The 21,433-nt window shown below is 69.6% G+C and carries 21 protein-coding genes; 16 read left to right on the forward strand and 5 right to left on the reverse strand.

Annotation, left to right across the window (positions count from 1 at the left end):
• Window positions 1-32 precede the first annotated feature (32 nt).
• The gene (locus tag ACH413_RS11005; protein WP_360030816.1) at window positions 33-395 is read right to left on the reverse strand and encodes a DUF4406 domain-containing protein; all 363 of its coding nucleotides are present in this window, start codon (window positions 393-395) and stop codon (window positions 33-35) included.
• A gap of 49 nt (window positions 396-444) precedes the next feature.
• Between ACH413_RS11005 and ACH413_RS11010 the strand changes: the two genes are divergently transcribed.
• On the forward strand, window positions 445-1,185 hold the full coding sequence (locus tag ACH413_RS11010) for a DeoR/GlpR family DNA-binding transcription regulator (RefSeq protein ID WP_360030818.1): 741 nt from the start codon (window positions 445-447) through the stop codon (window positions 1,183-1,185).
• Here the strand turns inward: ACH413_RS11010 and ACH413_RS11015 are convergent.
• A complete protein-coding gene (locus ACH413_RS11015) occupies window positions 1,182-2,324 on the reverse strand; it encodes a HEAT repeat domain-containing protein (RefSeq protein ID WP_360030820.1) in 1,143 nt (380 codons plus the stop codon). The genes ACH413_RS11010 and ACH413_RS11015 overlap by 4 nt on opposite strands.
• Window positions 2,325-2,421: 97 nt before the next feature.
• On the opposite strand from ACH413_RS11015, the gene ACH413_RS11020 reads away from it, so the two are divergent.
• From ACH413_RS11020 to ACH413_RS11030, 3 genes are read left to right on the forward strand one after another with little or no spacing between them, the layout of a single operon-like run.
• On the forward strand, window positions 2,422-3,738 hold the full coding sequence (locus ACH413_RS11020) for a cytochrome P450 (protein ID WP_360030822.1): 1,317 nt from the start codon (window positions 2,422-2,424) through the stop codon (window positions 3,736-3,738).
• The gene (locus ACH413_RS11025; protein ID WP_360030824.1) at window positions 3,728-4,282 is read left to right on the forward strand and encodes a TetR/AcrR family transcriptional regulator; all 555 of its coding nucleotides are present in this window, start codon (window positions 3,728-3,730) and stop codon (window positions 4,280-4,282) included. Before ACH413_RS11020 ends, ACH413_RS11025 begins: the two co-directional genes overlap by 11 nt.
• Window positions 4,283-4,314: 32 nt before the next feature.
• A complete protein-coding gene (locus tag ACH413_RS11030; RefSeq protein ID WP_360030825.1) occupies window positions 4,315-5,448 on the forward strand; it encodes a ring-hydroxylating oxygenase subunit alpha in 1,134 nt (377 codons plus the stop codon).
• On the opposite strand, the gene ACH413_RS11035 is transcribed toward ACH413_RS11030, so the two are convergent.
• Window positions 5,445-7,526 carry an NACHT domain-containing protein gene (locus ACH413_RS11035; protein WP_396424955.1) on the reverse strand — a complete coding sequence of 694 codons (2,082 nt, stop codon included), beginning with the start codon at window positions 7,524-7,526 and terminating at the stop codon, window positions 5,445-5,447. The two genes, ACH413_RS11030 and ACH413_RS11035, sit on opposite strands and share 4 nt — an antisense overlap.
• Between ACH413_RS11035 and ACH413_RS11040 the strand changes: the two genes are divergently transcribed.
• From ACH413_RS11040 to ACH413_RS11065, 6 genes are all read left to right on the forward strand, one after another.
• Window positions 7,525-8,601 (forward strand): alpha/beta hydrolase family protein, encoded by a 1,077-nt coding sequence (locus ACH413_RS11040; RefSeq protein WP_360030829.1) that lies wholly within the window; start codon window positions 7,525-7,527, stop codon window positions 8,599-8,601. The two genes, ACH413_RS11035 and ACH413_RS11040, sit on opposite strands and share 2 nt — an antisense overlap.
• A gap of 143 nt (window positions 8,602-8,744) precedes the next feature.
• A complete protein-coding gene (locus ACH413_RS11045; protein WP_360030831.1) occupies window positions 8,745-10,481 on the forward strand; it encodes a S8 family serine peptidase in 1,737 nt (578 codons plus the stop codon).
• A gap of 68 nt (window positions 10,482-10,549) precedes the next feature.
• Complete coding sequence (locus ACH413_RS11050; RefSeq protein WP_360030833.1) at window positions 10,550-11,191, forward strand: hypothetical protein; 642 nt, start codon at window positions 10,550-10,552, stop codon at window positions 11,189-11,191.
• 16 nt (window positions 11,192-11,207) lie between these two features.
• Window positions 11,208-12,110: a LysR family transcriptional regulator gene (locus ACH413_RS11055; protein WP_360030835.1), complete on the forward strand. Its 903-nt coding sequence runs from the start codon at window positions 11,208-11,210 to the stop codon at window positions 12,108-12,110.
• A 69-nt stretch (window positions 12,111-12,179) separates the two neighbouring features.
• Complete coding sequence (locus tag ACH413_RS11060; protein ID WP_360030837.1) at window positions 12,180-13,175, forward strand: putative sulfate exporter family transporter; 996 nt, start codon at window positions 12,180-12,182, stop codon at window positions 13,173-13,175.
• A gap of 30 nt (window positions 13,176-13,205) precedes the next feature.
• Window positions 13,206-13,739: a cysteine dioxygenase family protein gene (locus tag ACH413_RS11065; RefSeq protein WP_360030839.1), complete on the forward strand. Its 534-nt coding sequence runs from the start codon at window positions 13,206-13,208 to the stop codon at window positions 13,737-13,739.
• On the opposite strand, the gene ACH413_RS11070 is transcribed toward ACH413_RS11065, so the two are convergent.
• Window positions 13,726-14,340 (reverse strand): TetR/AcrR family transcriptional regulator, encoded by a 615-nt coding sequence (locus tag ACH413_RS11070; protein WP_360030841.1) that lies wholly within the window; start codon window positions 14,338-14,340, stop codon window positions 13,726-13,728. The two genes, ACH413_RS11065 and ACH413_RS11070, sit on opposite strands and share 14 nt — an antisense overlap.
• Window positions 14,341-14,413: 73 nt before the next feature.
• Between ACH413_RS11070 and cysD the strand changes: the two genes are divergently transcribed.
• Genes cysD through ACH413_RS11100 form a run of 6 tightly spaced genes read left to right on the forward strand, consistent with a single transcriptional unit; the run spans window position 14,414 to window position 20,563 of the window.
• Entirely contained in the window at window positions 14,414-15,301 is an 888-nt protein-coding gene (cysD, locus tag ACH413_RS11075) for a sulfate adenylyltransferase subunit CysD (protein ID WP_360030843.1), read from the forward strand.
• Window positions 15,301-17,076, forward strand: coding sequence for an adenylyl-sulfate kinase (gene cysC, locus ACH413_RS11080; protein WP_360030845.1), 1,776 nt, complete (start codon window positions 15,301-15,303; stop codon window positions 17,074-17,076). The genes cysD and cysC overlap by 1 nt, the downstream gene beginning before the upstream one ends.
• Window positions 17,077-17,134: 58 nt before the next feature.
• On the forward strand, window positions 17,135-18,190 hold the full coding sequence (locus tag ACH413_RS11085) for a DUF1214 domain-containing protein (RefSeq protein WP_360030847.1): 1,056 nt from the start codon (window positions 17,135-17,137) through the stop codon (window positions 18,188-18,190).
• Entirely contained in the window at window positions 18,187-19,335 is a 1,149-nt protein-coding gene (locus ACH413_RS11090) for a sulfotransferase (protein ID WP_360030849.1), read from the forward strand. Before ACH413_RS11085 ends, ACH413_RS11090 begins: the two co-directional genes overlap by 4 nt.
• On the forward strand, window positions 19,335-20,114 hold the full coding sequence (locus tag ACH413_RS11095; protein WP_360030851.1) for an SDR family oxidoreductase: 780 nt from the start codon (window positions 19,335-19,337) through the stop codon (window positions 20,112-20,114). The genes ACH413_RS11090 and ACH413_RS11095 overlap by 1 nt, the downstream gene beginning before the upstream one ends.
• On the forward strand, window positions 20,111-20,563 hold the full coding sequence (locus tag ACH413_RS11100) for an SRPBCC domain-containing protein (RefSeq protein WP_360030853.1): 453 nt from the start codon (window positions 20,111-20,113) through the stop codon (window positions 20,561-20,563). Before ACH413_RS11095 ends, ACH413_RS11100 begins: the two co-directional genes overlap by 4 nt.
• Here ACH413_RS11100 and ACH413_RS11105 read toward each other — a convergent pair.
• On the reverse strand, window positions 20,553-21,416 hold the full coding sequence (locus tag ACH413_RS11105) for an aminoglycoside phosphotransferase family protein (protein WP_360030855.1): 864 nt from the start codon (window positions 21,414-21,416) through the stop codon (window positions 20,553-20,555). The genes ACH413_RS11100 and ACH413_RS11105 overlap by 11 nt on opposite strands.
• Between the last annotated feature and the right edge of the window lie 17 nt (window positions 21,417-21,433).

Below are 21,433 nucleotides of genomic sequence, written 5' to 3' on the forward strand. Positions count from 1 at the left end.
TTGTCCCCCAACACATGTGACTGGGGTCCAGGCTAGGCCGCGAGGTATCCCGGGATGTCCTCGACCCGGTGGTAGACGGGCAGTCCGCGCTCGCGGGCGATCCGCACGTCCTCGTCCGCGCCGGTCGACTCGCCGGGCAGCCGCAGCACCGCCTCGCACCGTTCCAGCAGCCGTTGCGCGGTCGGGTACATGATCTCGGACGCGATCGGGTCGGTCGGCGAACTTCCCCCGGCGCCGCGCAGCACGGGCAGCGCGACCCACTCGCCGATCATCGGCACGTGGCCGCTGCGGAAGATCGGCCACGCCGCCTCCTCCAGCCGTTCGAGGTTGCGCGCCATCAGGGCGGGGTCGTCCCCGGTGCCGGATCGGTAGGGCCCTGCGATCAGAATCAGCATGCGACCGACCATAATGTGCAAGACTCGGCAAAAACAAGGAGAAACGTGCATGTTGGCTGCCCAACGCCGTGACCTGCTGCTCGAACGACTGCGCACCGACGGCCGGATCGTCGCCAAGGACCTCGCCGCCGAAGTCGGCCTCTCCGAGGACACGATCCGCCGCGACCTGCGCGACATGGCGGCGGCGGGGCTCTGCCAACGCGTGTACGGCGGCGCACTGCCCGTATCCCCCGCCATCGCCGACTACGCCACGCGTCAGGGCGTGCAGGTCGATGGCAAGCAACGGGTCGCACGAGCGGCAGCCGCGTTGATCGAACCGGGCAGCACCGTGATCCTCGACGGCGGCACGACCACGCTTGCCGTCGTGCGCGCGCTACCGCTCGATCTGCAGGCCACGGTCGTCACGCACAGTCCGACGATCGCGAGCGCGTTGGAGGAGCACCGGGACGTGGAGGTCTACGTCATCGGCGGACGGCTCTTCAAGCATTCGATGGTCGCGTGCGGTGCGGCTGCCGTGGAGGCCGCACGAGGTGTGCACGCCGACCTCTTCTTCGTCGGCGTCACGGGCGTGCACCCCGAAGCAGGCCTCACGACCGGCGACGCGGACGAGGCCGCGATGAAGCGCGCGCTCGCCCACCAGGCCGCGGACACCTACGTGCTGGCCAGTTCGGAGAAGATCGGCACGGCGTCGCGGTTCTCCGTCCTGCCGTTCGCCGAGGTCGCCGGCGTGATCACGGACGCGGACAACGAGACCGTGCGCGCGTTGGAGGTGCCGGTCATCCGCGCCTAGCTGATGACCTGCAGGTAGCCCTTGGGAGAGCCGTGCGTGCGGCCGCACTCGGTCAGCGCGAGCACGCCGTGCCCCTCGACGTCGCCCTCGAAGTAGCTCGGGTTGACCGACAGCTCCTCGGCGACCTCGGTGGCCCAGATGTCGTCGAGGTCGTCGTTCTCGTCACTGGTGTCGTGCGGCAGGCCACGGCCGTCCTCCACGTCGAGCTCACCGACCTGGTCGTCGGGCTTGAACGCGTCGTAGTAGCGGACGATCTCGCCCTGTTCCGCGACGCACCACGCCGTCCAGCCGTCGCCGCAGCTCATGCCGTAGTAGTGCGCTTCGCCGAACACGGCGCTCAGCACCGCGCAGATCTCGGTCACCGGACGGGTCGCGTGCTCGAACGGCTCCCCGAACACCAGCGTCCAGCCGTCCCACGAGCCCGTGACGTACACCCTGGCGCACCGGACGTGCTCGTCGGCCTTGGACCACGCGTGGTGGTCGTTGTTCCAGGCCTGCGCGCCCAGCACCTTGGTCACCGGCACCGCGTCCCGCAACCCGCAGACCTCCAGCACGGCCGCCTGGTTCTCGGTCCTGATGGCGTACCAGCCGCCGCAGAGGTGCATCTCGTCGACGCTGTACATGTCGTCTTCGAGCTTGTGCTGGATGAACCGGTCGACCACCGCGCGGTCCTCCGGCGTGAACGCGTCCGGGCCGGCGACCTCCGCGATGCCGATCAACGCGCCCCTGCGCAACGCACCCTTGGCCGTGCGTCGGGTTTCCTGCAGCAACGGCAACACGTCCGGTCCCATGGTCCCGAACGCCCACAGCGCTTCCCGTTGCACGTAGTGGTCCTCGTCGGCGAGCACGGGCAGCAGTCGTGCCGCGTGCTTGAGCGCCTCCTCGCCCCGGAACATGCTCGCGGCCGCCCGGCGGATGCCGTGGTGCGGGTGCCGCAGCGCGTCGAGGTAGGTCTCGTCATCCGCCCTCACCAGCGAGAACACCCGGTAGCCCTGCCGGATGACCTGACCGTCCTGCGACGTGGTGATCAGCTCTATCAGGCCGTCGAACGTCGTGATCCCCTGCTCGCGCACGAAGTCCTCGGCCTCGCGTCTGAAGCGGTCGTCGTCCATGCGGTCGAGCAGCGCCCGGATCTCCATGGCGCGGCACCCTAGCGCGTCGTCCCAAGTGGACTTCCGGTTCCGCCATACGGCCGAGACCTTGACTCGCAGCGGCGTACTGGGCACGCTGCGAACCGTGACGAGCCTGGCTGAGGAGCACGTCAAACCGGCGGTGCGCTGGAGCATCGGCCACGCCCTGCCGCGTGCCGTGCTGCGCCTGGCCGCCCGCCGCGGCGACCTGCAGGGCCGCATCACCGTCGAGGCCTCCACCGGCGCCGACCTGACGGGCCTGTTCGACGAGATCCGTGCGGCGGGCCCGCTCGCCGCCACGAAGGTCGGCCACACGACCACCCGGCACGAGGTCGTCAAGGCGATCCTGTCCGACGACGCGTTCGTGACGGCCCGCCCGCGCTTCGGCGCCGGCATCCTCGGCAAGCTCGCCGCGTGGTCCGCCACCGAGGTGATGCACCCGGTCCAACCGCCGTCGCTGCTGGCCGTCGAACCGCCCGCGCACACCCGCTACCGCAAGCTCGTCACCCGCGTCTTCACCGCCCGCGCCGTCGAACAGCTGCGCGTCCGCACCCAGCAGATCGCCGACGACCTGCTCGACGACCTCGACCCGGCCAACCCGGTCGACCTGATCGAGACCTACTGCGGCCTGCTGCCGGTCACCGTGATCAGCGAGATCCTCGGCGTGCCACCAAGAGAGCGCTCCACCGTGCTCGCCCTCGGCGCGGCCGCCGCCCCGAGCCTCGACCTCGGCCTGTCGTGGCGCGTGTTCCGCGATGTCGAGACCGGCCTGAACACGTTCGACGCCTGGCTCTCCCGCCACCTCGACGCCCTGCGCGCCAACCCCGGCGACAACCTGCTCAGCCGCCTGATCACCGCCCGCGAGGACGGCGAAGGCCTCACCGAACGCGAGCTGAAGGCCACCGCGGGTCTGGTGCTGGCCGCCGGTTTCGAGACCACGGTGAACCTCCTCGGCAACGGAATCTCGTTGCTCAGCAAGAATCCCGCGCAACTCGAGACGCTGCGCACCAACCCGGAGCTGTGGGGCAACGCCGTCGACGAGGTGCTGCGGCACGACCCGCCGGTGCTGCTGACCGGCCGCATGTGCGCCCGCGACACAACGGTCGCCGGCGTCCCCGTGCGCCGCGGCCAGCTCGTCACGACCGTGCTCGCCGGAGCCAACCGCGACCCGTCCGTCTTCGAGAACCCGGCGGCGTTCGACGTCGCCCGCCCGAACGCCCGCGACCACGTGTCGTTCGGCGCCGGCCGCCACTACTGCCTCGGCGCCCAGCTCGCGCGCATGGAGGGCGAGATCGGCCTGCGCACGATCTTCGACCGCTTCCCGGACCTCGCCACGTTGCCGGGCGCGCGCCGCCGTCCGACCCGCATCCTGCGCGGCTTCGAACGCCTGCCGACGGCCCTAGGCTCGACGGGTGAGCACTGATTCGGCCGGACGCATCCTCGACGCCGTCCTGACCCTGTTGTCCCAGCACGGCATCGGCGGCGTGAGCATGCGCGCCGTGGCAAGGGAAGCCGGCGTCGCCCTCGGCCTGGTCAACTACCACTACGACGACAAGACGAGCCTGATCTGCGCGGCCCTGCGCCGCATCGAGGACCAGGACATAGCCCTGGTGGCGCCGGATCCGTCGTTGCCTCCCGCCGAACGGCTGCGGGTCGCGTTGCGGCGGGTGGCCGACCCCGAGTTCCTGACGACCGAGTACCTGTCGCTGCGCCTTCAGCTCTGGTCGCTGGCGCAGGCCGGTGAGGAGTTCGAGCGCATCAACACCGAGGCGCAGGGCCGGTACCGCGCCGGGCTGGCGCGGCTGATCCGCGCGGCCCGGCCCGACCTGTCCCGCTACGAGTGCGCGAAGCGGGCGGCGGACGTCGACGTGATCCAGAACGGCATGTGGCTCACCGCGTTGCTCGGCCTCGACCGCGCGTCACTGCGCCGGGCCGTCGCGCTGTGCGAGGACATCGCGCTCTCTTGAACGACCGTTCAATCCGTTCTACGTTGGGAGACATGAAGGTCACGGCGGAGGACGTTCGTCGCATCGCTACCGGCTACCACCCCGATCCCGCGCGCTCGATGTCGTTGCGCGCCGAGGCGTACGTCGAACCGCTGTGGGCCGGTTTCGAGGACCGCGCGGTCTTCTCCCGTACGTGGCAATGGATCTGCCACGTCGAGCAGCTGACCGAACCCGGCAGCTACGTCACGTCGACCGTGGCGGGCATGCCGATCGTGGTGGTGCGCGACCGGACCGGGACCCTCCGCGCGTTCTACAACGTCTGCAAGCACCGCGCGCACGAACTCCTGACCGGCAGCGGCATCACCCGCAACATCGTCTGCCCGTACCACGCCTGGACGTACGACCTGAGCGGCGGCTTGAAGGCCGCACGGCGCGCCGACCGCATGGAGACCTTCGACAAGTCGTCCGTATGCCTAGACCAGGTGCAGGTGGAGAAGTTCGGCGGCTTCGTCTACGTCAACCTCGACCCCACGGCGGCAGAGCTGGCCGTCCAGGCCCCGGACCTGGCCGCGGAGATCGACTTCTGGGCACCGGACGTCGCCAAGCTGACCCACGCCCGCCGGCTCACCTACACGATCGACTCCAACTGGAAGAACGTCGTCGACAACTTCCTGGAGTGCTACCACTGCCACATCGCGCACCCGGAGTTCGTGGACCTCGTCGACATGGGCACCTACGACGTGAAGACGCACGGCATCTGGTCCAGTCACTTCGCCGAGGCCGGCAAAAAGGCGAACAGCGCGTACGACGTCTCCGGCGCGACGGTCAACCAGCACGCCGTGTGGTGGCTGTGGCCCAACACGTGCCTGCTGCGCTACCCCGGCAGGTCCAACTTCATGGTGCTGCGGATCCTCCCGGACGGCCCGGACCGCACGCACGAGACGTGGGACTTCTACTTCGAGACCACCGAACTGACCGCCGCGGAACTGGACGGCGTGCGGTACATCGACGAGGTGTTGCAGCAACAGGACATCGGCATCGTGGAGAGCGTGCAACGCGGGATGCGCACGCCGGCGTTCGATCAGGGGCGGATCGTCTACGACCCGGCCGGGACCGGGTTGTCCGAGCACGGCGTGCACCACTTCCACGGCCTGCTGCTGGAGGCCTACCGCGCCGCCGTGGACTAGTGACGGGCGAGGTGGTCGCGCAGCCGCTCGTGGCGGAACTGATAGTTCGCGCCGGACTGCCGCAGCACGCCGAGCTCGTAGGCGTCCTCGAGGAACGCGATCATCGCCCACGGCATCCGCCCGGTCACGGGCCACCAGAAGCGGGCCAGGATCAGCCACTGGCCCCACGCGGTGAACGTGACCAGGTACCCGAGCGCACCGACGCAACCGCTGATGGCGCCGATCGCGAGGAGGGCGAGGAACTGCCACTCCAGGACGCTGATCACCCCCTCGATCAGCACGATGACCAGGAGGCTGCTGAGCACGAACAGGAGAGCGACCGCCGGAACCAGCGCCGCGGCCTGACGCAGGGCGGTCACGCGGTTCTCGACCAGGAGGCTGACGGGGTCGAAGGCCTTCCTGATGTCGAGCGGCGACTCGAGAGCCGCCGCGAGGCCGAGCACAGCGCCACCCGCGACGGCGAAGATCACGCCCCAGGCGATCGAGTTGACGCCCGTCATCACGAGCACGTCGGCGCTGGTCACCTCTTCTGGGACGGCTCCGAACAACTCGCCGAAGAACACGCGCAACAGGGTGGTCACCACGCCGTAGCCGATTCCCAGCCCGAATCCTCCGCTCAGGCCGAGGGCGATCGAGCCGCGCAGTGACCGTCCCGTGCGAGGGCCGCGCAGCCGCAGTCGCACCCGCGACGGCCTGACGACGTGGCCTCGCATCGTGATCACGCCGTAGATCAGGCCGAACACGATGCCGGCGGCAGGTGCGAAGAACATGCCCTCCACCAACGCCGTGCGCACGCCCTTCGCCATGCCCGACTCGGCCGAGTACACCGGCATGTAGATCATCCAGTCGAAGAGCGCGGTCAGCACTGACACCGCCACCACGACGGAGGCGATCCGCCGGAAACGGCTCATCGCGCCGCCGAGCTCCCACCACGCCAGATCCCGCTCACCGAGCCGGGCCAGGTGCCCGAGCCACCGGCGGGCGTCGTCGGGATCCCACCGGCGGCAGTCGCGGTAGGCGGCCGGGACGAACCCGCCGAGCAGGTGTTCCTCGGTGGCGGCCTCGTCCGGGAACCGCTTCGCGTCCAGCAACGCGGAGGGGCTCTCGGCGCCGCTGTGGACCTTTCGCGCGAGGGACGCCATCAGCGGTGTCCGCAGCACCTTGGCGAGGCGGCCCTCCGGATGGGCTTCGATCTCCGCGAGCACCGGCGCCCACTCACCGGTGTCCGGCAGGTAGGCGGCGAGGTCGGCCGCGGTGACGCCGGACAGTTCGATGGCCGCCGATCTGCCGAGCGGGCGGCTCGCCTCCTCGTACTCGCCGAGCCTGCTGGTCAGCAACCACGGGAGCTTCGAGCAGCTCAGCACCTCCAGTGCCCTGTCGTGCAGACCGGACGCGATCTCGTCGAAGCCGTCGAGCACCGGCAGGATCCAGCCGTCCTCGACCAGTTCGGCGGCGAGGCTCGTGCCGCCGGGAACCTGCGCGTCCATGCCCGTGTGGTCGCGCAGCAACCGTTCGATCAGCCAGTCGCGCAGGCCGAGGCGCGCCGGGTCCCACGAGGCGAGGCTGAAGATCACCGGCACCGGGTCCGAGGCGGCGCGGTCGTGCACGAACTCCTGCACGAACCGGATCGTCAGCATCGTCTTGCCGGAGCCGGGCCCGCCGAGCACGACCAGCCGTCCGTCGGGGAGGTTCCGGTAGACGTCCGCGATCGTGCCGCCCTCCTGTCCGAGGCCGGTCCGCGCCCGCCATCGGACGGTCAGCGGGCCGGGGTCGTAAAGGCCGTGGTTCTCCTCCTCCCGGTGGCAGCGGCGGCTCATGGTTTCCGCGAGTTTCTCCGCCTGCGAATTCAGCCGGCCGTTTCTTCGCCGCCGTGCCGCACCCAGTTTCAGCACCGAGCGGAATCCCGTGTTCGTTGCCAGGATCGGGAACTGCTTCGGCGGCTCGGTCATGGCGTCAGGGTCCCGGAATGCGGCTCGGCGTGTCCACCCGGCCACCGATGGCCGGTCGGTGGCCTGGCCACCGAGCAGGCACAACGCCATGATCGGCGTGCTGGAAATCAACCGAAGGGGGAATTCCATGTCGATTCGATTTCGCACCGCGCGAAAACGCGGAACGTGTTTGTTCGCGGTGCTGACCGCCGCACTGGCGTTGTCCAGTCCCGAGGCGAAAGCCGCCGAGGCGGCGCCACCGCAATTCACCGACGGGTTCGGGCTCACCGTGACGAGTCAGCCGCGGTGGGTCGACGAGAACCACCGCACGTTCCTCTTCAGCGTGTCCACGAACCAGGTGCCGGCACCGACGCTGCTCGAAGGCCAGGAACCCGGCAGGCACGCCATCGTCGTCACGCTGCCCGACGACTACAACGCGACGACCAAGAGCTACCCGGTCCAGTACTACCTGCACGGCCACCCGGACCGGCCCGACGCCGCCTGGAACCAGCGGGTGGTCGAGAAGGCGACGGCGGGCAAGGACCTGATCACCGTGCAGCCCAACGGAAGCGGCCGCGGCTGGTACTCGAACTGGGTCAACCCCGGCGCCGCGGGGCCGCAGAACTGGGAGACGTTCCACCTGGACCAGGTGATCCCGTTCGTGGACGCCAACCTGCGCACGAACGCCACCAAGGCGAGCAGGGCGATCGTCGGGCACTCGATGGGCGGGTTCGGGGCGCTGCACTACGCCGAGCACCGGCCCGACCTGTTCAGCTACGCGGGCAGCTTCTCCGGTGGCCTCGACCTGCGGAACTCCGAGTTGCGCGCGGCGATCACGGCCACGTTGGTCAACCCGGCCAGCGGCACGCCGACCGTGAACGCCGACGCGATCTTCGGGCCGCCGTTCTGGCCGTTCGACGGCGTCTGGAACGCGCAGAGTCCGGCACAGAACGTCGGAAGCCTGCGGGACGTGGGCGTGGCGCTGTACACGGGCAACGGTGGTGACCTGACGGTCAACCCGATCCAGGCCGTGTTCGAGAACCGGGCCAGGGAGACGGCGCTGGTCACGGCCGCGAACCTGCGGGCCGCGAACATCCCGTTCCACTTCGCCGACTACGGCGACGGCAGCACGTGGGCGCCGGGCTGCACGGGCAAGCACGCCGACGAAGCGTGCGTGCAGGCCGACATGAACCACTTCGTCGGGCTGGTCACGGGACACGCCTGACGTGCGACGTTCGTCGTGAGCCGAACGGGGCATTTCTGGAACCCCGCGTCCCGAATGCCGTCCCACCTCCTCTAATGAGTCTGACGGGCCCCTGCACCCGCGCGAAGTGCGCGGGCGACGCCCGCTTAGGAGTTGGAGGAATCGTGTTCCTGGGTTCACGATCACGCCTGCGGACCGCGGTCATCGCCGCGGCCGTGGGCGCCGGTGTGCTGACGGCGGCCACCCCCGCCGCGGCGGCACCCGCCGCAGGTACGCGTGCCTATCTGGTCATCACGGCTCCCGGTGCCACCGCCGGTGCCGCGACGGCTGTGAGCAGCAACGGTGGCACGGTGTGGACGAGCTACGACGCCATCGGTGTCATCGTCGCGCACTCGGGTGCCGCTGACTTCGCCACCAAGATGCGCGGCATCAGCGGTGTGCAGAAGGTCGGTGCCACGCGCACCAGCGACGTCCCCGCCGAGGCGGCGAACCCGCCGATCCCTGCCTCGCCGCCGCAGACCACCCCGGCGGCCGGTGAGCCGGTGCGCGCGGACATGACCCAGATCGGCGCCGACAAGGCGTGGGCGGCCAACCCGGGCTCGTCCAGCGTCACGGTCGGTGTGCTCGACACGGGCGTCGACGACCAGCACGCCGACCTCAAGCCGAACTTCGACGCGGCCAACTCCGCTTCCTGCGCCTACGGCAAGCTCGACACCCGCACCGGTTCATGGCGCGCCAACACCGCCACCAGCCCCATCAGCTCCCACGGCACGCACGTGGCCGGCACGATCGCGGCGGCCAAGAACAACCTCGGCATGGTCGGTGTCGCTCCTGGCGTGAAGATCGCCTCGGTGCGCGTCTCCGAGGGGGCGAAGGACTTCTTCTTCCCCGAGAACACCATCTGCGCCATGGTCTTCTCCGGTGACCGCGGCTTCGAGGTGACCAACAACAGCTACTACACCGACCCGTGGCTGTTCAACTGCCCGGACAACGCCGACCAGGACGCGATCCTCGAAGGCGTGAAGCGCGCGGTGGCCTACGCCGAGGGCAAGGGCGTGCTCAGCGTCGCCGCGGCGGGCAACGAGAACTACAACCTCGCGAGCAAGTCCAGTGACGCGACCAGCCCCAACGACTCCACGCCGGCGACGCGCACCGTCACCAACGCCTGCCTGAGCCTCCCGACCGAGGTCTCCGGCGTCGTCAGCGTCGCGTCGATCACCTCGGGCAACGCCAAGTCGACCTTCTCGAACTTCGGCACCGACAAGATCCACATCTCGGCGCCCGGTGACAACGTCTACTCCACGGTCCCCGGCGGCGGCTACGGCACCAAGTCCGGCACGTCGATGGCCTCCCCGCACGTCGCGGGCGTCGCCGCGCTGCTCAAGTCGACCAACCCCACCGCCACCCCGGCCCAGCTGCGCGCGCTCCTGGCGACCCAGGCGGACGACCTGAGCTGCTCCGACAGCCGGTGCAGCGGCACCACGGCGAAGAACAACTTCTTCGGTGAGGGCCGCGTCGACGCGTTCGCCGCGGTCAACACCGGCACGCCTCCCGGCAACTCGTTCGAGAACACCGCCGACGTGGCCATCCCGGACGCCGGCGCGGCCGTGACCAGTTCCATCACGGTCTCGGGCGTCACCGGCAACGCCCCGGCGACGTTGAAGGTCGACGTCAACATCGTGCACACCTACCGAGGTGACCTGGTCATCGACCTGATCGCCCCGGACGGCACCGCGTACCGGCTCAAGGCTTCGAGCAGCAACGACAGTGCCGACAACGTCGTGGCGACCTACCCGGTCAACGCGTCGAGCGAGGTCGCGAACGGCACCTGGAAGCTGCAGGTCAAGGACGTCGCGGCGCAGGACACCGGCTACCTCAACTCCTGGAAGCTGACCTTCTAGAACGGCATTCGGACGAACCTCGGCGGCCACGGCTAACTAACGTCCCTGCCTGCAGCGATAGCAGTGACGTGGAACCCGATCTGTGGTCGTCGGCCGCCGAGGCCCTCGACGAGCACGAACACGCCCTCGTGATGGCCCGGCTGGCCGGCACCGTCGTCGGCCCCGGCCAGACCGAGCGGCTCGCCAGGGGTGAGCGCGACGTCGTGTTCCTGCTGCCCGACCGGCTGGTGCTCGTGCGGCCGGAGCCGTTCTGGACGGGTTCCTACGACCGCGGGCAGATAGTGCGCATCATGCTCGCCGCCGGGCACGTCCAGTTCGACGTGACCGGCGGCGACAGCGTCGAGTTCTGGATCGACACCGAGCTGTCGCCCGCCGAGCCCTTCGTGGAACAGGCCGAGATCTGGCTGGCCCCGCGCAAGAGCTCCACCAGCGGCGCGGTCATCGGGTTCGGGCTCGCGATCGTCCTCGCGCTGCTGTTCGTCCTCGGGCCGCTCGACCTGATGCCGTCGGACGACCGGCTGACCGTCAAGTCCAGCTGCGGCGACTTCCTGCGCGCGGGCCTCGACGAACAGGTCGAGCTGCTCAGACGGTTGTTCGGGCAGGTCGGCAGACCCGACGAGGCGACCAAGCCGATGACGCTCGACGCCTCCCGGCGGCACTGCGGTGAGCACAACGGCGCGACGCTGGACTCGCTCGTCACCGGCAAGTGAGGCTTACAGTGCGGAAATGTTCGACACCCGCCAGCTCGAGGTCTTCGCGACGGTAGCGCGAACCGGATCGTTCAGCGCCGCCGCTCGACTGCTGCACTGCACCCAGCCCGCCGTCAGCCAGCAGATGCGGGCGCTGGAACGGCAGGTGGGCGGGCCGCTGTTCGTGCGGACGGGTCGCGGGCTGCACCTCACCGAGGCCGGGCGGATCCTGGCGGAACGCGGGTCGGACCTGCTCGACCAGCTCGCGACGACGCATCAGCAGGTCAGCGCTATCGCGACGCACGACATCGGCACGATCCGGATCTGCGCCTTCCCCAGCGCCAACGTGTCGCTGGTGCCCGCGGCGGCGGCGATCCTGGCAGAGGAACGGCCTCAGCTGCGGCTCGAGCTCGTCGAGGAGGAGCCGCCGGACTCGTTCGCGCTGCTGCGGCGCGGTGAGGTCGACGTGGTGCTGAGCTTCAGCTACCTGGACGAACCGCAGGACGAGGCCACGGTCAACGGCATGCTGAGCGTGCCGTTGCTGCGCGAACCGCTCGCGTTGCTCGTGCCCTCGGGGCATCGGCTCGCCGGCCGTGAGCGCGTGTCGTTGTCCGAGGCGGCTGAGGAACGCTGGATCGCCGGTTGTGTGCGGTGCCAGCGCGCGTTGCACCTGGCGTGCGGGGCGGCCGGGTTCGTCCCGGACATCACCTGCTCGACGGACGACAACCTGGCCATCCAGAGTCTCGTCACCGCAGGTCTGGGCGTCGCGCTGGTGCCGAGGCTGCTGTTGTCGTTCCTGAAGCACCCCGGTCTGACGGTGGTCGAGGTGGCCTCGGCGGCACAACGGCTCACCTCGCTCTACACGTGGCCGGACCTGATCAAACTGCCGATCATGCGCGCGACCGTGGACGCGTTGATCTCCGCGTCGGCGAAGGCATAAGCGCGCCTTATACGCCCCCAACAAATGGCCATCTACTGCGCATAGCTCGCACTGGTCATGGTTGGTCGCATGGGCATTGTCAGGACCACTCCGCGCACGACCGACTCGGTGCTGCCCGGCCTGACCCTGGTCGCGGGCGGTGTCGCGGTCGCGATGGTGGTGTCCTGGCTGCAGCCTTCGGTCAGCGCGCTCACGGTCGCGGTGCTGCTCGGTGCCGTCGTGGCCAACGTCGTGACGCTGCCGCGGTCGGTCACTCCGGGAGTGAAGCTCGCCGGACGCCGTCTGCTGCGTCTCGGTGTCGTGCTGCTCGGGCTCAAGCTGGTCTTCCAGGACGTGTTGAAGCTCGGGTACGAGATCCTGCTGCTCGCGGTCGTCGCCGTGGTCGTCACGTTCGTCGTGACGCGGTGGCTCGGCCGGGTGCTCGGGGTGAGCGAGGGCCTGTCGCTGCTGATCGCGACCGGGTTCTCGATCTGCGGTGCCTCCGCGGTCGCCGCGATGAACAGCGTGCGCGAGCAGGACGAGGACGACGTCGCGAAGGCGCTCGGCCTGGTCACGCTCTTCGGCACGGTCGCGATGTTCAGCCTGCCCGCGTTGTTCCCGCTCACCGGCCTCACCCCCGCGCAGTACGGGGTGTGGGCGGGCGGCAGCGTGCACGAGGTCGCGCAGGTCGTGGCCGCGGCCGGACCGGTCACCGGCGCGCTGGCCATCGCCGTCGCGGTGAAGCTGACGCGGGTCGTGCTGCTCGCGCCGATGCTCGCCGCCGTGAGCTTCGCCGAACGCCTCAAGTACCCGACATCCGGGCAGCGACCGCCGATCGTGCCGTTGTTCGTGCTCGGATTCCTGGCCATGGCGGCGATCCGCGCCACCGGCCTGCTGCCCGACGTCGTGCTGTCGGCGGCGACGTTCGTGGACAACGTGCTGCTGGCGGCGGGCATGTTCGCCCTCGGCACGGCGGTGCGCCTGCGTTCCCTGATCCGCTCCGGCCCCGCGGTGCTGCTGCTGGGCCTGCTCTCGACCACGGTGATCGTCGTCCTCGTGCTGACGGGCACGGTGCTGATCGGCTGATCTCCCCGTTCCTCGAAGGAGGACCCGCTCATGACGCACAGCCTGCTCTCCCCCACGGCCACGCTTCTGGTGGGCTCGCTCCGGGCCGCGATCGCGGGCGGTGGTGACGACGCGGCCGTCGCCGCACGGGTGTCCAGGACGCTCGAAGGCCACCTCACCGACCCGTTCCTGCTGAGCGCGGCGCAACGGGAACCCGACCCGAACGCGTACCGCCAGCACGTCCTGCACGTCGAGCCGGACGGCACCTTCTCCGTCGTCGCGCTGGTCTGGTTGCCGGGCCAGGAAACGTGCATCCACGACCACGTCTCGTGGTGCGTCGTCGGCACCTACGTCGGCGAAGAAGAAGAGACCACCTACCGGCTGCGCGGCGATCGGCTGATCCCGTTGCGCGTCAACAAGACCCCGGAGGGCGTGGCGTCCTACCTGGTGCCGCCGGGCGACATCCACAAGGTGTGCAACAACTCCAGCTCCGTGGCGATCTCGATCCACGTCTACGGGGCCGACGTCAGCATCCTGGGCACGAGCATCCGGCGGCGTTACGACCAGCTCGTCAGCGGGCGATGACGCCCCGTTCGATCGCACCGGTGGCGAACTCGATCAGCTGAGCCGGCTTGACCCGGTTGATCCGCGCGCCCTGCAGCAGCAGGTCGTCCGCGAGGCCGATCAGCGAGTCCCACACCCAGTGCGGCAGCGCGGGATCGTCGATCAGCTGCTGGCCGCAGGCGTCGGCGGTCTCGGTCAGCGCCTTCGCGAGCGCCTTGAGCGTCTTGCGGTAGTCCTGGGCCGATCCGGCGACCTCCTTGCCCCTGCGGCCGCCGGAGAGCACCTTGGCCTCCCACTGCGCCGCCGAACGGCCGAAGCGCCGCCACAGCTCGGTGATCTGGGGCTCGATCTCCTTGAGCACGCCCGCGATCCCGAGGCTCCGGTCGACGTTCGCCAGGGTGCGTTGCAGGTCGTCCAGGCGGCGTTCCATCAACGCCGCGAAGACGTCCTCCTTGCCGGAGAAGTACTGGTAGACGGTGCCGGAGCTGACGCCTGCGCCGACCGCGATCGCGCGCATGGTCAGGCCCGCGTAGCCCTGCTCCTCGAGGATCAGCTCGGCGGACGACAGGATGTCGCGCCGTCTGCCCTCCGCGTCCCCCCAGGCCGTTTGCTCGGTGCTCACGATCCGCAGCTTACTTTGAACAACGTTCAGAAGCATATTGAACGTTGTTCGGTTTGGTCGCTACTCTCGGGGCGTGGACCACCTCGACCAGTTGGAAGCCGACAGCATCGACATCTTCCGCGAGGCCGTGGCGGAGGGTGAGCGGCCGGTGCTGCTGTACTCGATCGGCAAGGACAGCTCGGTGCTGCTTCACCTGGCGCGCAAGGCCTTCTACCCGTCCAGGCCGCCGTTCCCCTTGCTGCACGTCGACACCACGTGGAAGTTCCGGGAGATGATCGCGTTCCGGGACGCCACGGTCGCCGAGCTGGGTCTGGACCTGATCGTGCACCGCAACCCGGACTGCGTGGCGCAGGGCATCAACCCGTTCGACCACGGTTCCGCGCGGCACACCGACCTGTGGAAGACCCAGGGTCTGCGGCAGGCGCTGGACGAGCACCGGTTCGACGTGGCGTTCGGTGGCGCCCGGCGCGACGAGGAAGCCTCGCGTGCCAAGGAAAGGGTGTTCTCGTTCCGCACCGCGCAGCACCAGTGGGATCCGAAGAACCAGCGGCCAGAGCTGTGGCGGCTCTACAACACGCGGGTCGCGCCCGGCGAGAGCATCAGGGTGTTCCCGCTGTCGAACTGGACCGAGCTGGACGTGTGGCGGTACGTCGAACGCGAGCGGATTCCCGTTGTGCCGCTGTACTTCGCGGCACGGCGGCCCGTGGTCGACCGCGACGGCGCGCTGATCATGGTCGACGACGACCGGATGCCGTTGCACGAGGAACCACGCCACGAACTCGTCCGGTTCCGGACGCTGGGCTGCTATCCGCTGACGGGCGCGGTGCGCAGCGAGGCCCGCACGGTCGCGGAGATCGTCGAGGAGATGCGCACCGCGACGACGTCGGAGCGGCAGGGACGGGTGATCGACCACGACCAGAGCGGGTCGATGGAGCGCAAGAAGCGGGAGGGGTACTTCTGATGGAGCTTCTGCGGTTCATCACCTGCGGCAGCGTGGACGACGGGAAGAGCACGCTGATCGGGCGCCTGCTCTACGAGTCGAAGCTGCTGTACGCCGATCACCTCGCGGCCTTGGAGGCGGACTCGAAACGGGTCGGCACGCGCGGCGGTGAGCTGGACTTCGCGCTGCTGGTCGACGGGCTGGCCGCCGAACGCGAGCAGGGCATCACGATCGACGTCGCCTACCGGTTCTTCGTGACCGAAGCGCGGCGGTTCATCGTCGCGGACACCCCGGGACACGAGCAGTACACCCGCAACATGGTCACCGGCGCGTCGACCGCCGATGCCGCGGTGATCCTGCTCGACGCGCGCAAGGGCGTGCTCAGTCAGACGCGCCGGCACGCGCGCATCGCTTCGTTGCTCGGAGTTCGGCACGTCGTGGCGGCCGTGAACAAGCTCGACCTCCTCGGGTACTCGCGGGAGGTGTTCGACGAGGTCAGCGCGTCGTTCGCCGAGTGGGCCGGGGAGCTGGACTTCGACGAGATCACCTGCGTGCCGATGTCGGCCACCGAGGGCGTCAACGTGGTCGGGCGCAGCGAGCTCACGCCCTGGTACGACGGGCCGACCCTGTTGCAGTGGCTGGAAACGGTCGAGCCCCGTGCGCGACGGGCCGGTCCGTCGCGGTTCCTCGTGCAGTGGGTCAACCGGCCGGACGCGACGTTCCGCGGCCTGTCCGGGCGCGTGCTGGGCGGGACGTTGAGGCGAGACGAGACCGTCCGTCTCGGCAACCGGACCACCACCGTGGCCCGGATCGTCACGATGGACGGCGATCTGGACGAGGCGCCGACGGGAGCGTCGGTCACCGTCGTGCTCGCGGACGACGTGGACGCGAGCCGGGGCGACGTCCTGGGCGCCGCGCAGGATCCACCGGGCATCGCGGACTCGTTCCAGGCACGACTGGTCTGGCTGCACGAGAACGGGTTGCTGCCCGGCCGGCAGTACCTGGCGAAGATCGGCGCGCGGACCGTCGGGTTCACCGCGTCCAAGGCGTTGGGGCTCAACGAGATCGGCATCGACACCGTGCACTTCGACGCGCCCGTGCCGTTCGAGAGCTATCGGGCGAACCGCGATCTCGGCTCGTTCGTCGTGCTCGACCGGCTGTCCAACGCCACCGTCGGCGCCGGGATGATCGACTTCGCGCTGAGCCCGTCGAACGTGCGCTGGCAGACGCTCACCGTCGACAAACAGGCCAGGATCGCGCGCAACGGGCACCGGCCGTGCGTGGTGTGGCTGACCGGGCTGTCCGGCGCGGGCAAGTCCACGATCGCGGACCTGGTCGAGAAGGCGCTGCACGCCGAGGGCAGGCACACGTTCCTGCTCGACGGCGACAACGTCCGGCACGGCCTCAACTCCGACCTCGGGTTCACCGACGCCGACCGCGTCGAGAACATCCGGCGGATCGCCGAGGTCGCCGCGCTGATGGTCGAGGCCGGGCTGATCGTGCTGGTCTCGTTCATCTCGCCGTTCCTGGCCGAGCGGGCGCTGGCACGGGAACTCGTCGGCGGGGACGAGTTCTGCGAGGTCTTCGTCGACACACCGCTGGCCGTGGCGGAGCAGCGCGACCCGAAAGGCCTGTACCGCAAGGCCCGCAGGGGTGAGCTGGCGAACTTCACGGGCATCGACTCCCCCTACGAACCGCCACTGGAACCCGAGATCCGGCTCGACACGACGACGTTGAGCCCGCAGGCCGCGGCCGACGCCGTGGTGGCCCGGCTTCGTGCGCTCGGCGTCTGTTGAACGTTGTCCAAAATCGTGTACGTTCAGCTAGAACACGTTCTAAATTCGGGAGGAAGTCGTGCCGGATCAGGCGTGGTCCCAGTTCTGCCGGGCGTTGGAGAAGGCCGGTGAGGTGATCCTCTCCGACCAGGCACCGGACACTCCGCTCGACCGGGCGGAGGGCTACCGGTACCTCGCGCGGCTCACCCGCGAGATGCTCTACTCCTGCCTGGACAACGCCGATCCCGACTTCCCTCGCTTCCACGAGCTCGACCTCGTGAAGATCGGCGCGGACAACCCGGACAACGTCTACCTGTCCGCGAACGTCCGCGGCGACCGCACGTACCGGATCACCGGGACGCGCGGCAGCATCGCGTACTTCAGCATCGGTTCGAAGGCCAACCGGTACGCCAAGGACGGCACGATGGCGTCGACCGGCGAGCTCTCCGACGCGGACCTGACGATCGCGCCGGACGGCACGGTGGAGATCATCGCGAGCGCCGAGCCGCAGACCGGGAACTGGCTGCCGCTCGCCCCCGACTCGACTGGCCTGGTGGTGCGGCAGACCTATCTCGACCGAAGCTCCGAAAAGCCTGGCCAGTGGCACATCGAGCAGGTCGGCGGGCCCGCCGAACCGGCCGCACTAACGCCCGAGTTCCTGGCGAAAGCGTTGCAGCGGGCGGCTTTGTCGGTGCACGGCACCGCGGCGACGTTCGCGCACTGGACGCGCACGTTCATGGCGCGTCCCAACGAACTGCCCGACTTCGGCCAGGAGATGTTCCAGCGGGCCGGCGGTGACCCGGAGATCTTCTACCTGCACGGGTACTGGGTGCTGGGGCCCGGCGAGGCGTGGGTGATCGAGACCGACGTGCCGGACTGCCCGTACTGGAACTTCCAGCTGGACAACTGGTGGATGGAGTCGCTCGACCACCGCCGCAAGATCACGGTCAACAAGCACACGGCGTCGTTGTCCGAGGGGCGCTTAACGATCGTGGTCGCCGCCGAGGATCCCGGTGTCGGCAACTGGATCGACACCTGCGGCCACAGTTCCGGCACCGCGTTGCTGCGCTGGCTCGGCGCGAGCGCCCACCCGATCCCGAAGTGCCGCGTGGTGCCCCTGGAGGAGGTTCGATGACGGTCACGACCGCGCTGAACGTGCCGGAGTTGCTGGAGAAGGCGACCGCGAAGACCGGGCTCTCGGACTTCGGCGACGACTGGTTCCGCGAGCCGCTGGACGTGCTCGTGCGCAGCCTCAACACCGAGGCCGCGTTGTCCCCGCTGGGTTTCGAGCTGACCAGGCACCGGCTGACCGCGCTGCTGTCCGACCGGTTGCGGCTGCGGGCGTTGCAGCGGGCGAACCCCGGGGTGCTGGACGTCGAGGTCCGGGTGGCCGCCGAGATCTGTGGCCTGCCGCGCACCGGTTCCACGCTGCTGCACCGGCTGCTGGCGGCGTCGCCCCAGGTCACGTCCACGCTGTCGTGGGAGGTCGCCTACCCGCTGCCGTTCCCCGGCGAAAGCCCCGACGCCGAGCAGCGCAAACGTCGTGCCCAGGAACGCATGGAGATGTTCTCGCAGCTCTCCCCCGATTTCGGCGACCTGCACACCGTGGTGTGGGACGGGCCGGAGGAGGACGTGATCCTGCTGGACCGGACGTTCGTGTCGATGAGCTTCGACTCGTTCTACTGGGTGCCTTCCTACGGCGACTGGCTGCGGTCCGCCGACCAGCGCCCGGCCTACCGCGAGCTGCGCGAGTGGTTGCAGGTGTTGCAGTGGCAGAACACTTCCCGCTCGCTGCCCTGGGTGCTCAAGTCGCCGCACCACCTGACCGCCGTCGACACGGTGCTGGACGAGTTCGCCGACTGCAAGATCGTGATGACGCACCGCTCGCCGGTCAGCGCGGTGCCGTCGTACGCGTCGATGGTGCGCGCGATGTCCTCGCAGTACAGCGAGAACATCGATCCGGTCCGAATTGGACGGTACTGGTCCCGCCGGTTCGCCCAGACGTTGCGGGACTTCGCCACCGCCCGGTCCGCGCGCCCGGACCGGTTCGTGGACGTGCGGTTCGCCGACACCGTCAGCAAACCGCTCGAAGTCGCCCGCGAAGTGCTGGACGCGCTCGGCCTGCCGGCCGGTCCCGCCGACTCCGCGGCGTTCGAGACCTACCTGGCGCGCAACCGCACCGAACGGCACGGCTCGCACTCCTACACGCCAGAGGACTTCGGGCTGTCCGAGGACCAGCTGCGCCGTGACTTCGCCTTCTACTCGGAGGTCTACCTGTGATGCTGCAAGACGAGGTCGTGGTGATCACCGGCGTCGGCCCCGGCCTGGGTTCGAAGCTCGCCGTCCGCGCCGCCGCCGAGGGCGCGAAGGTCGTGATGGCCGCCCGCTCCGGCGACGTGATGAAGCAGGCGGAGAAGGACATCGTCGCCGCCGGTGGCGAGGCCGTGGGTGTGCAGTGCGACGTGCGCAAGCCCGAGCAGGTGGCGGAACTGGTCGAGACGGCCGTGGCGCGGTTCGGCACCATCACCGGCCTGGTCAACTCGGCGTTCGGGCATCCGGGCTGGTTCGACCTGCTGGAGACGCCGGAGAAGGCGGTCCGCCGGTCGATGGACATCATCCTGTTCGGCGCGCTGAACGTGACCCGCGCGGTCGTGCCGCACATGAAGGCGGCCGGGCGCGGGTCGATCGTCAACGTGGGCACGATGACGACCCGCAAACCGATGCGCGGCGAGGGCGGCTACGCCGTGGCGAAGGCCGCGATGGCGACCGCGACCCAGTTCCTCGCACTGGAACTGGGCGAGCACGGCATCCGCGCGAACCAGGCCGTGATGGGCTGGCTGGACGGACCGGGCGTGCGCTTCTACCTCAAGTTCACCGCGGAGGCGCGCGGGATCACCGAGCAGGACGTCTACGACGAGATCGCCGCCCGCAACCCGCTGGGCCGCATCCCGACCGACGACGCCTGCGCCGGCGCGGTGCTGTACCTGTTGTCCCGGCACGCTTCCGAGGTCACCGGCGCGGTGCTGGACGTCAACGGCGGGGAGTACATGCCGGCATGACTCACCTCATCGAATCCGTGGTCGTCGAGATCGACGCGCCTGCCTCGTTCGTGTGGGAAGTGCTTCTCGACTACCCGCACTATCCACAGTGGAATCCCTACACGCTGGCGGTCGCCACGACGCTGGAGATCGACTCGCCGATCGACCTCACCCTGCCACGCCCGGACGGCGGCGAGGGGACGTTCATCAGCCGCGAGTACATCCGCGAGGTCGAGCCGCCGCGGTTGCTGCGCTACGACACCGGCGACACGTTCCCAGGCCTCCTCGGCACGCGGGACCAGCTGATCACGCCGCTCGGGCCGCGGCGGTGCAGCTACCGCACCTTCGAGACGTTCACCGGCAGGTACGCCGACGCGGTCTTCGAGGCACAGCGGACGTACGTGAAGAACGGCTTCGACTCCGTCGCCCACGCGTTGCGCGACCGGGTCGTGTCGCTGCTCAGAGTGTGAGCAGCTCGTCGATCGCCGCCTCGTCACCGCTGTGGGCGAGGTGCGCGATGGCGAGCATCGGCGCGATCGCCTGACTCCAGGCGAACAACCGGTCTCCGTCGAGCCCGCACGCCGTCGCCACGGCCTCACACCGGGCTCGCACCCCCTCCTGCCCGGCCCCGGCCAGCACCAGGTCGACCACGTCGAAGCACGGATCACCCAGGCACGCCTTGGGATCGATGGCCATCAGCCCGCGTTCCCCGCCGTCGAGGACGTTGCCCGGGTGCAGGTCGCCGTGCAGCAACACCGGCGACGTGTCCGTGTCGAGCAGCTTCTCGCACCGAGCTCGTGCCCTGTCCCAAAGAGCTCGGCTGATCCGCGCCCCGATCACCGGTTCGGCCAGCCGCCGCCCGATCCGCGCGAAGGACTCCTCGCACCGGTCGCGCAACAACCCCACCGGCCGCGCGGGCACACCGTGCAACGCCGCCAGCAGATCGGCCCACCGGCCGGGCAGCGAGGCGAACGACAGGTCCTCGGCGAGCGTGCCCGGCAACACCTCCTCGAGCACGACGGCGTCGCCCTCTGCGGCCAGCACCGCCGGAACCCGTCCCGAGGAGGCGAACAGCGCGAGCATCTCGCTCTGCGCGGCCAGCAACTCCGCGTCCGGGCTGAGCTTCAGCACCGCCGGCGTGCCGTCGGGCCACCGGCACCGCAGCACCACCGACACCGCACCGGGTTCCAGCGCCTCCCCCGGCACGAGCCCCCACCGCGCGCTCACCCGCTCCACCAGCGCCGGCACGTCGGCGCACCAGCCGGCGACCTCCGGTCCGAACCGCCGTGCCAGCCGCGCCGTCATGTCCGCCTGATCTTCCACCGGCCCGACGCTACCCG

This window comes from Lentzea sp. NPDC020367 (assembly GCF_044387305.1).
Taxonomy (GTDB): domain Bacteria; phylum Actinomycetota; class Actinomycetes; order Mycobacteriales; family Pseudonocardiaceae; genus Lentzea.

Coding starts and splice junctions, on each gene's coding strand:
- ACH413_RS11005 (WP_360030816.1), bottom strand. CDS start 395: ATGCTGATTCTGATCGCAGGGCCCTACCGATCCGGCACCGGGGACGAC.
- ACH413_RS11010 (WP_360030818.1), top strand. CDS start 445: ATGTTGGCTGCCCAACGCCGTGACCTGCTGCTCGAACGACTGCGCACC.
- ACH413_RS11015 (WP_360030820.1), bottom strand. CDS start 2,324: ATGGAGATCCGGGCGCTGCTCGACCGCATGGACGACGACCGCTTCAGA.
- ACH413_RS11030 (WP_360030825.1), top strand. CDS start 4,315: ATGAAGGTCACGGCGGAGGACGTTCGTCGCATCGCTACCGGCTACCAC.
- ACH413_RS11040 (WP_360030829.1), top strand. CDS start 7,525: ATGTCGATTCGATTTCGCACCGCGCGAAAACGCGGAACGTGTTTGTTC.
- ACH413_RS11035 (WP_396424955.1), bottom strand. CDS start 7,526: ATGGAATTCCCCCTTCGGTTGATTTCCAGCACGCCGATCATGGCGTTG.
- ACH413_RS11055 (WP_360030835.1), top strand. CDS start 11,208: ATGTTCGACACCCGCCAGCTCGAGGTCTTCGCGACGGTAGCGCGAACC.
- ACH413_RS11060 (WP_360030837.1), top strand. CDS start 12,180: ATGGGCATTGTCAGGACCACTCCGCGCACGACCGACTCGGTGCTGCCC.
- ACH413_RS11065 (WP_360030839.1), top strand. CDS start 13,206: ATGACGCACAGCCTGCTCTCCCCCACGGCCACGCTTCTGGTGGGCTCG.
- cysC (WP_360030845.1), top strand. CDS start 15,301: ATGGAGCTTCTGCGGTTCATCACCTGCGGCAGCGTGGACGACGGGAAG.
- ACH413_RS11090 (WP_360030849.1), top strand. CDS start 18,187: ATGACGGTCACGACCGCGCTGAACGTGCCGGAGTTGCTGGAGAAGGCG.
- ACH413_RS11095 (WP_360030851.1), top strand. CDS start 19,335: ATGCTGCAAGACGAGGTCGTGGTGATCACCGGCGTCGGCCCCGGCCTG.
- ACH413_RS11100 (WP_360030853.1), top strand. CDS start 20,111: ATGACTCACCTCATCGAATCCGTGGTCGTCGAGATCGACGCGCCTGCC.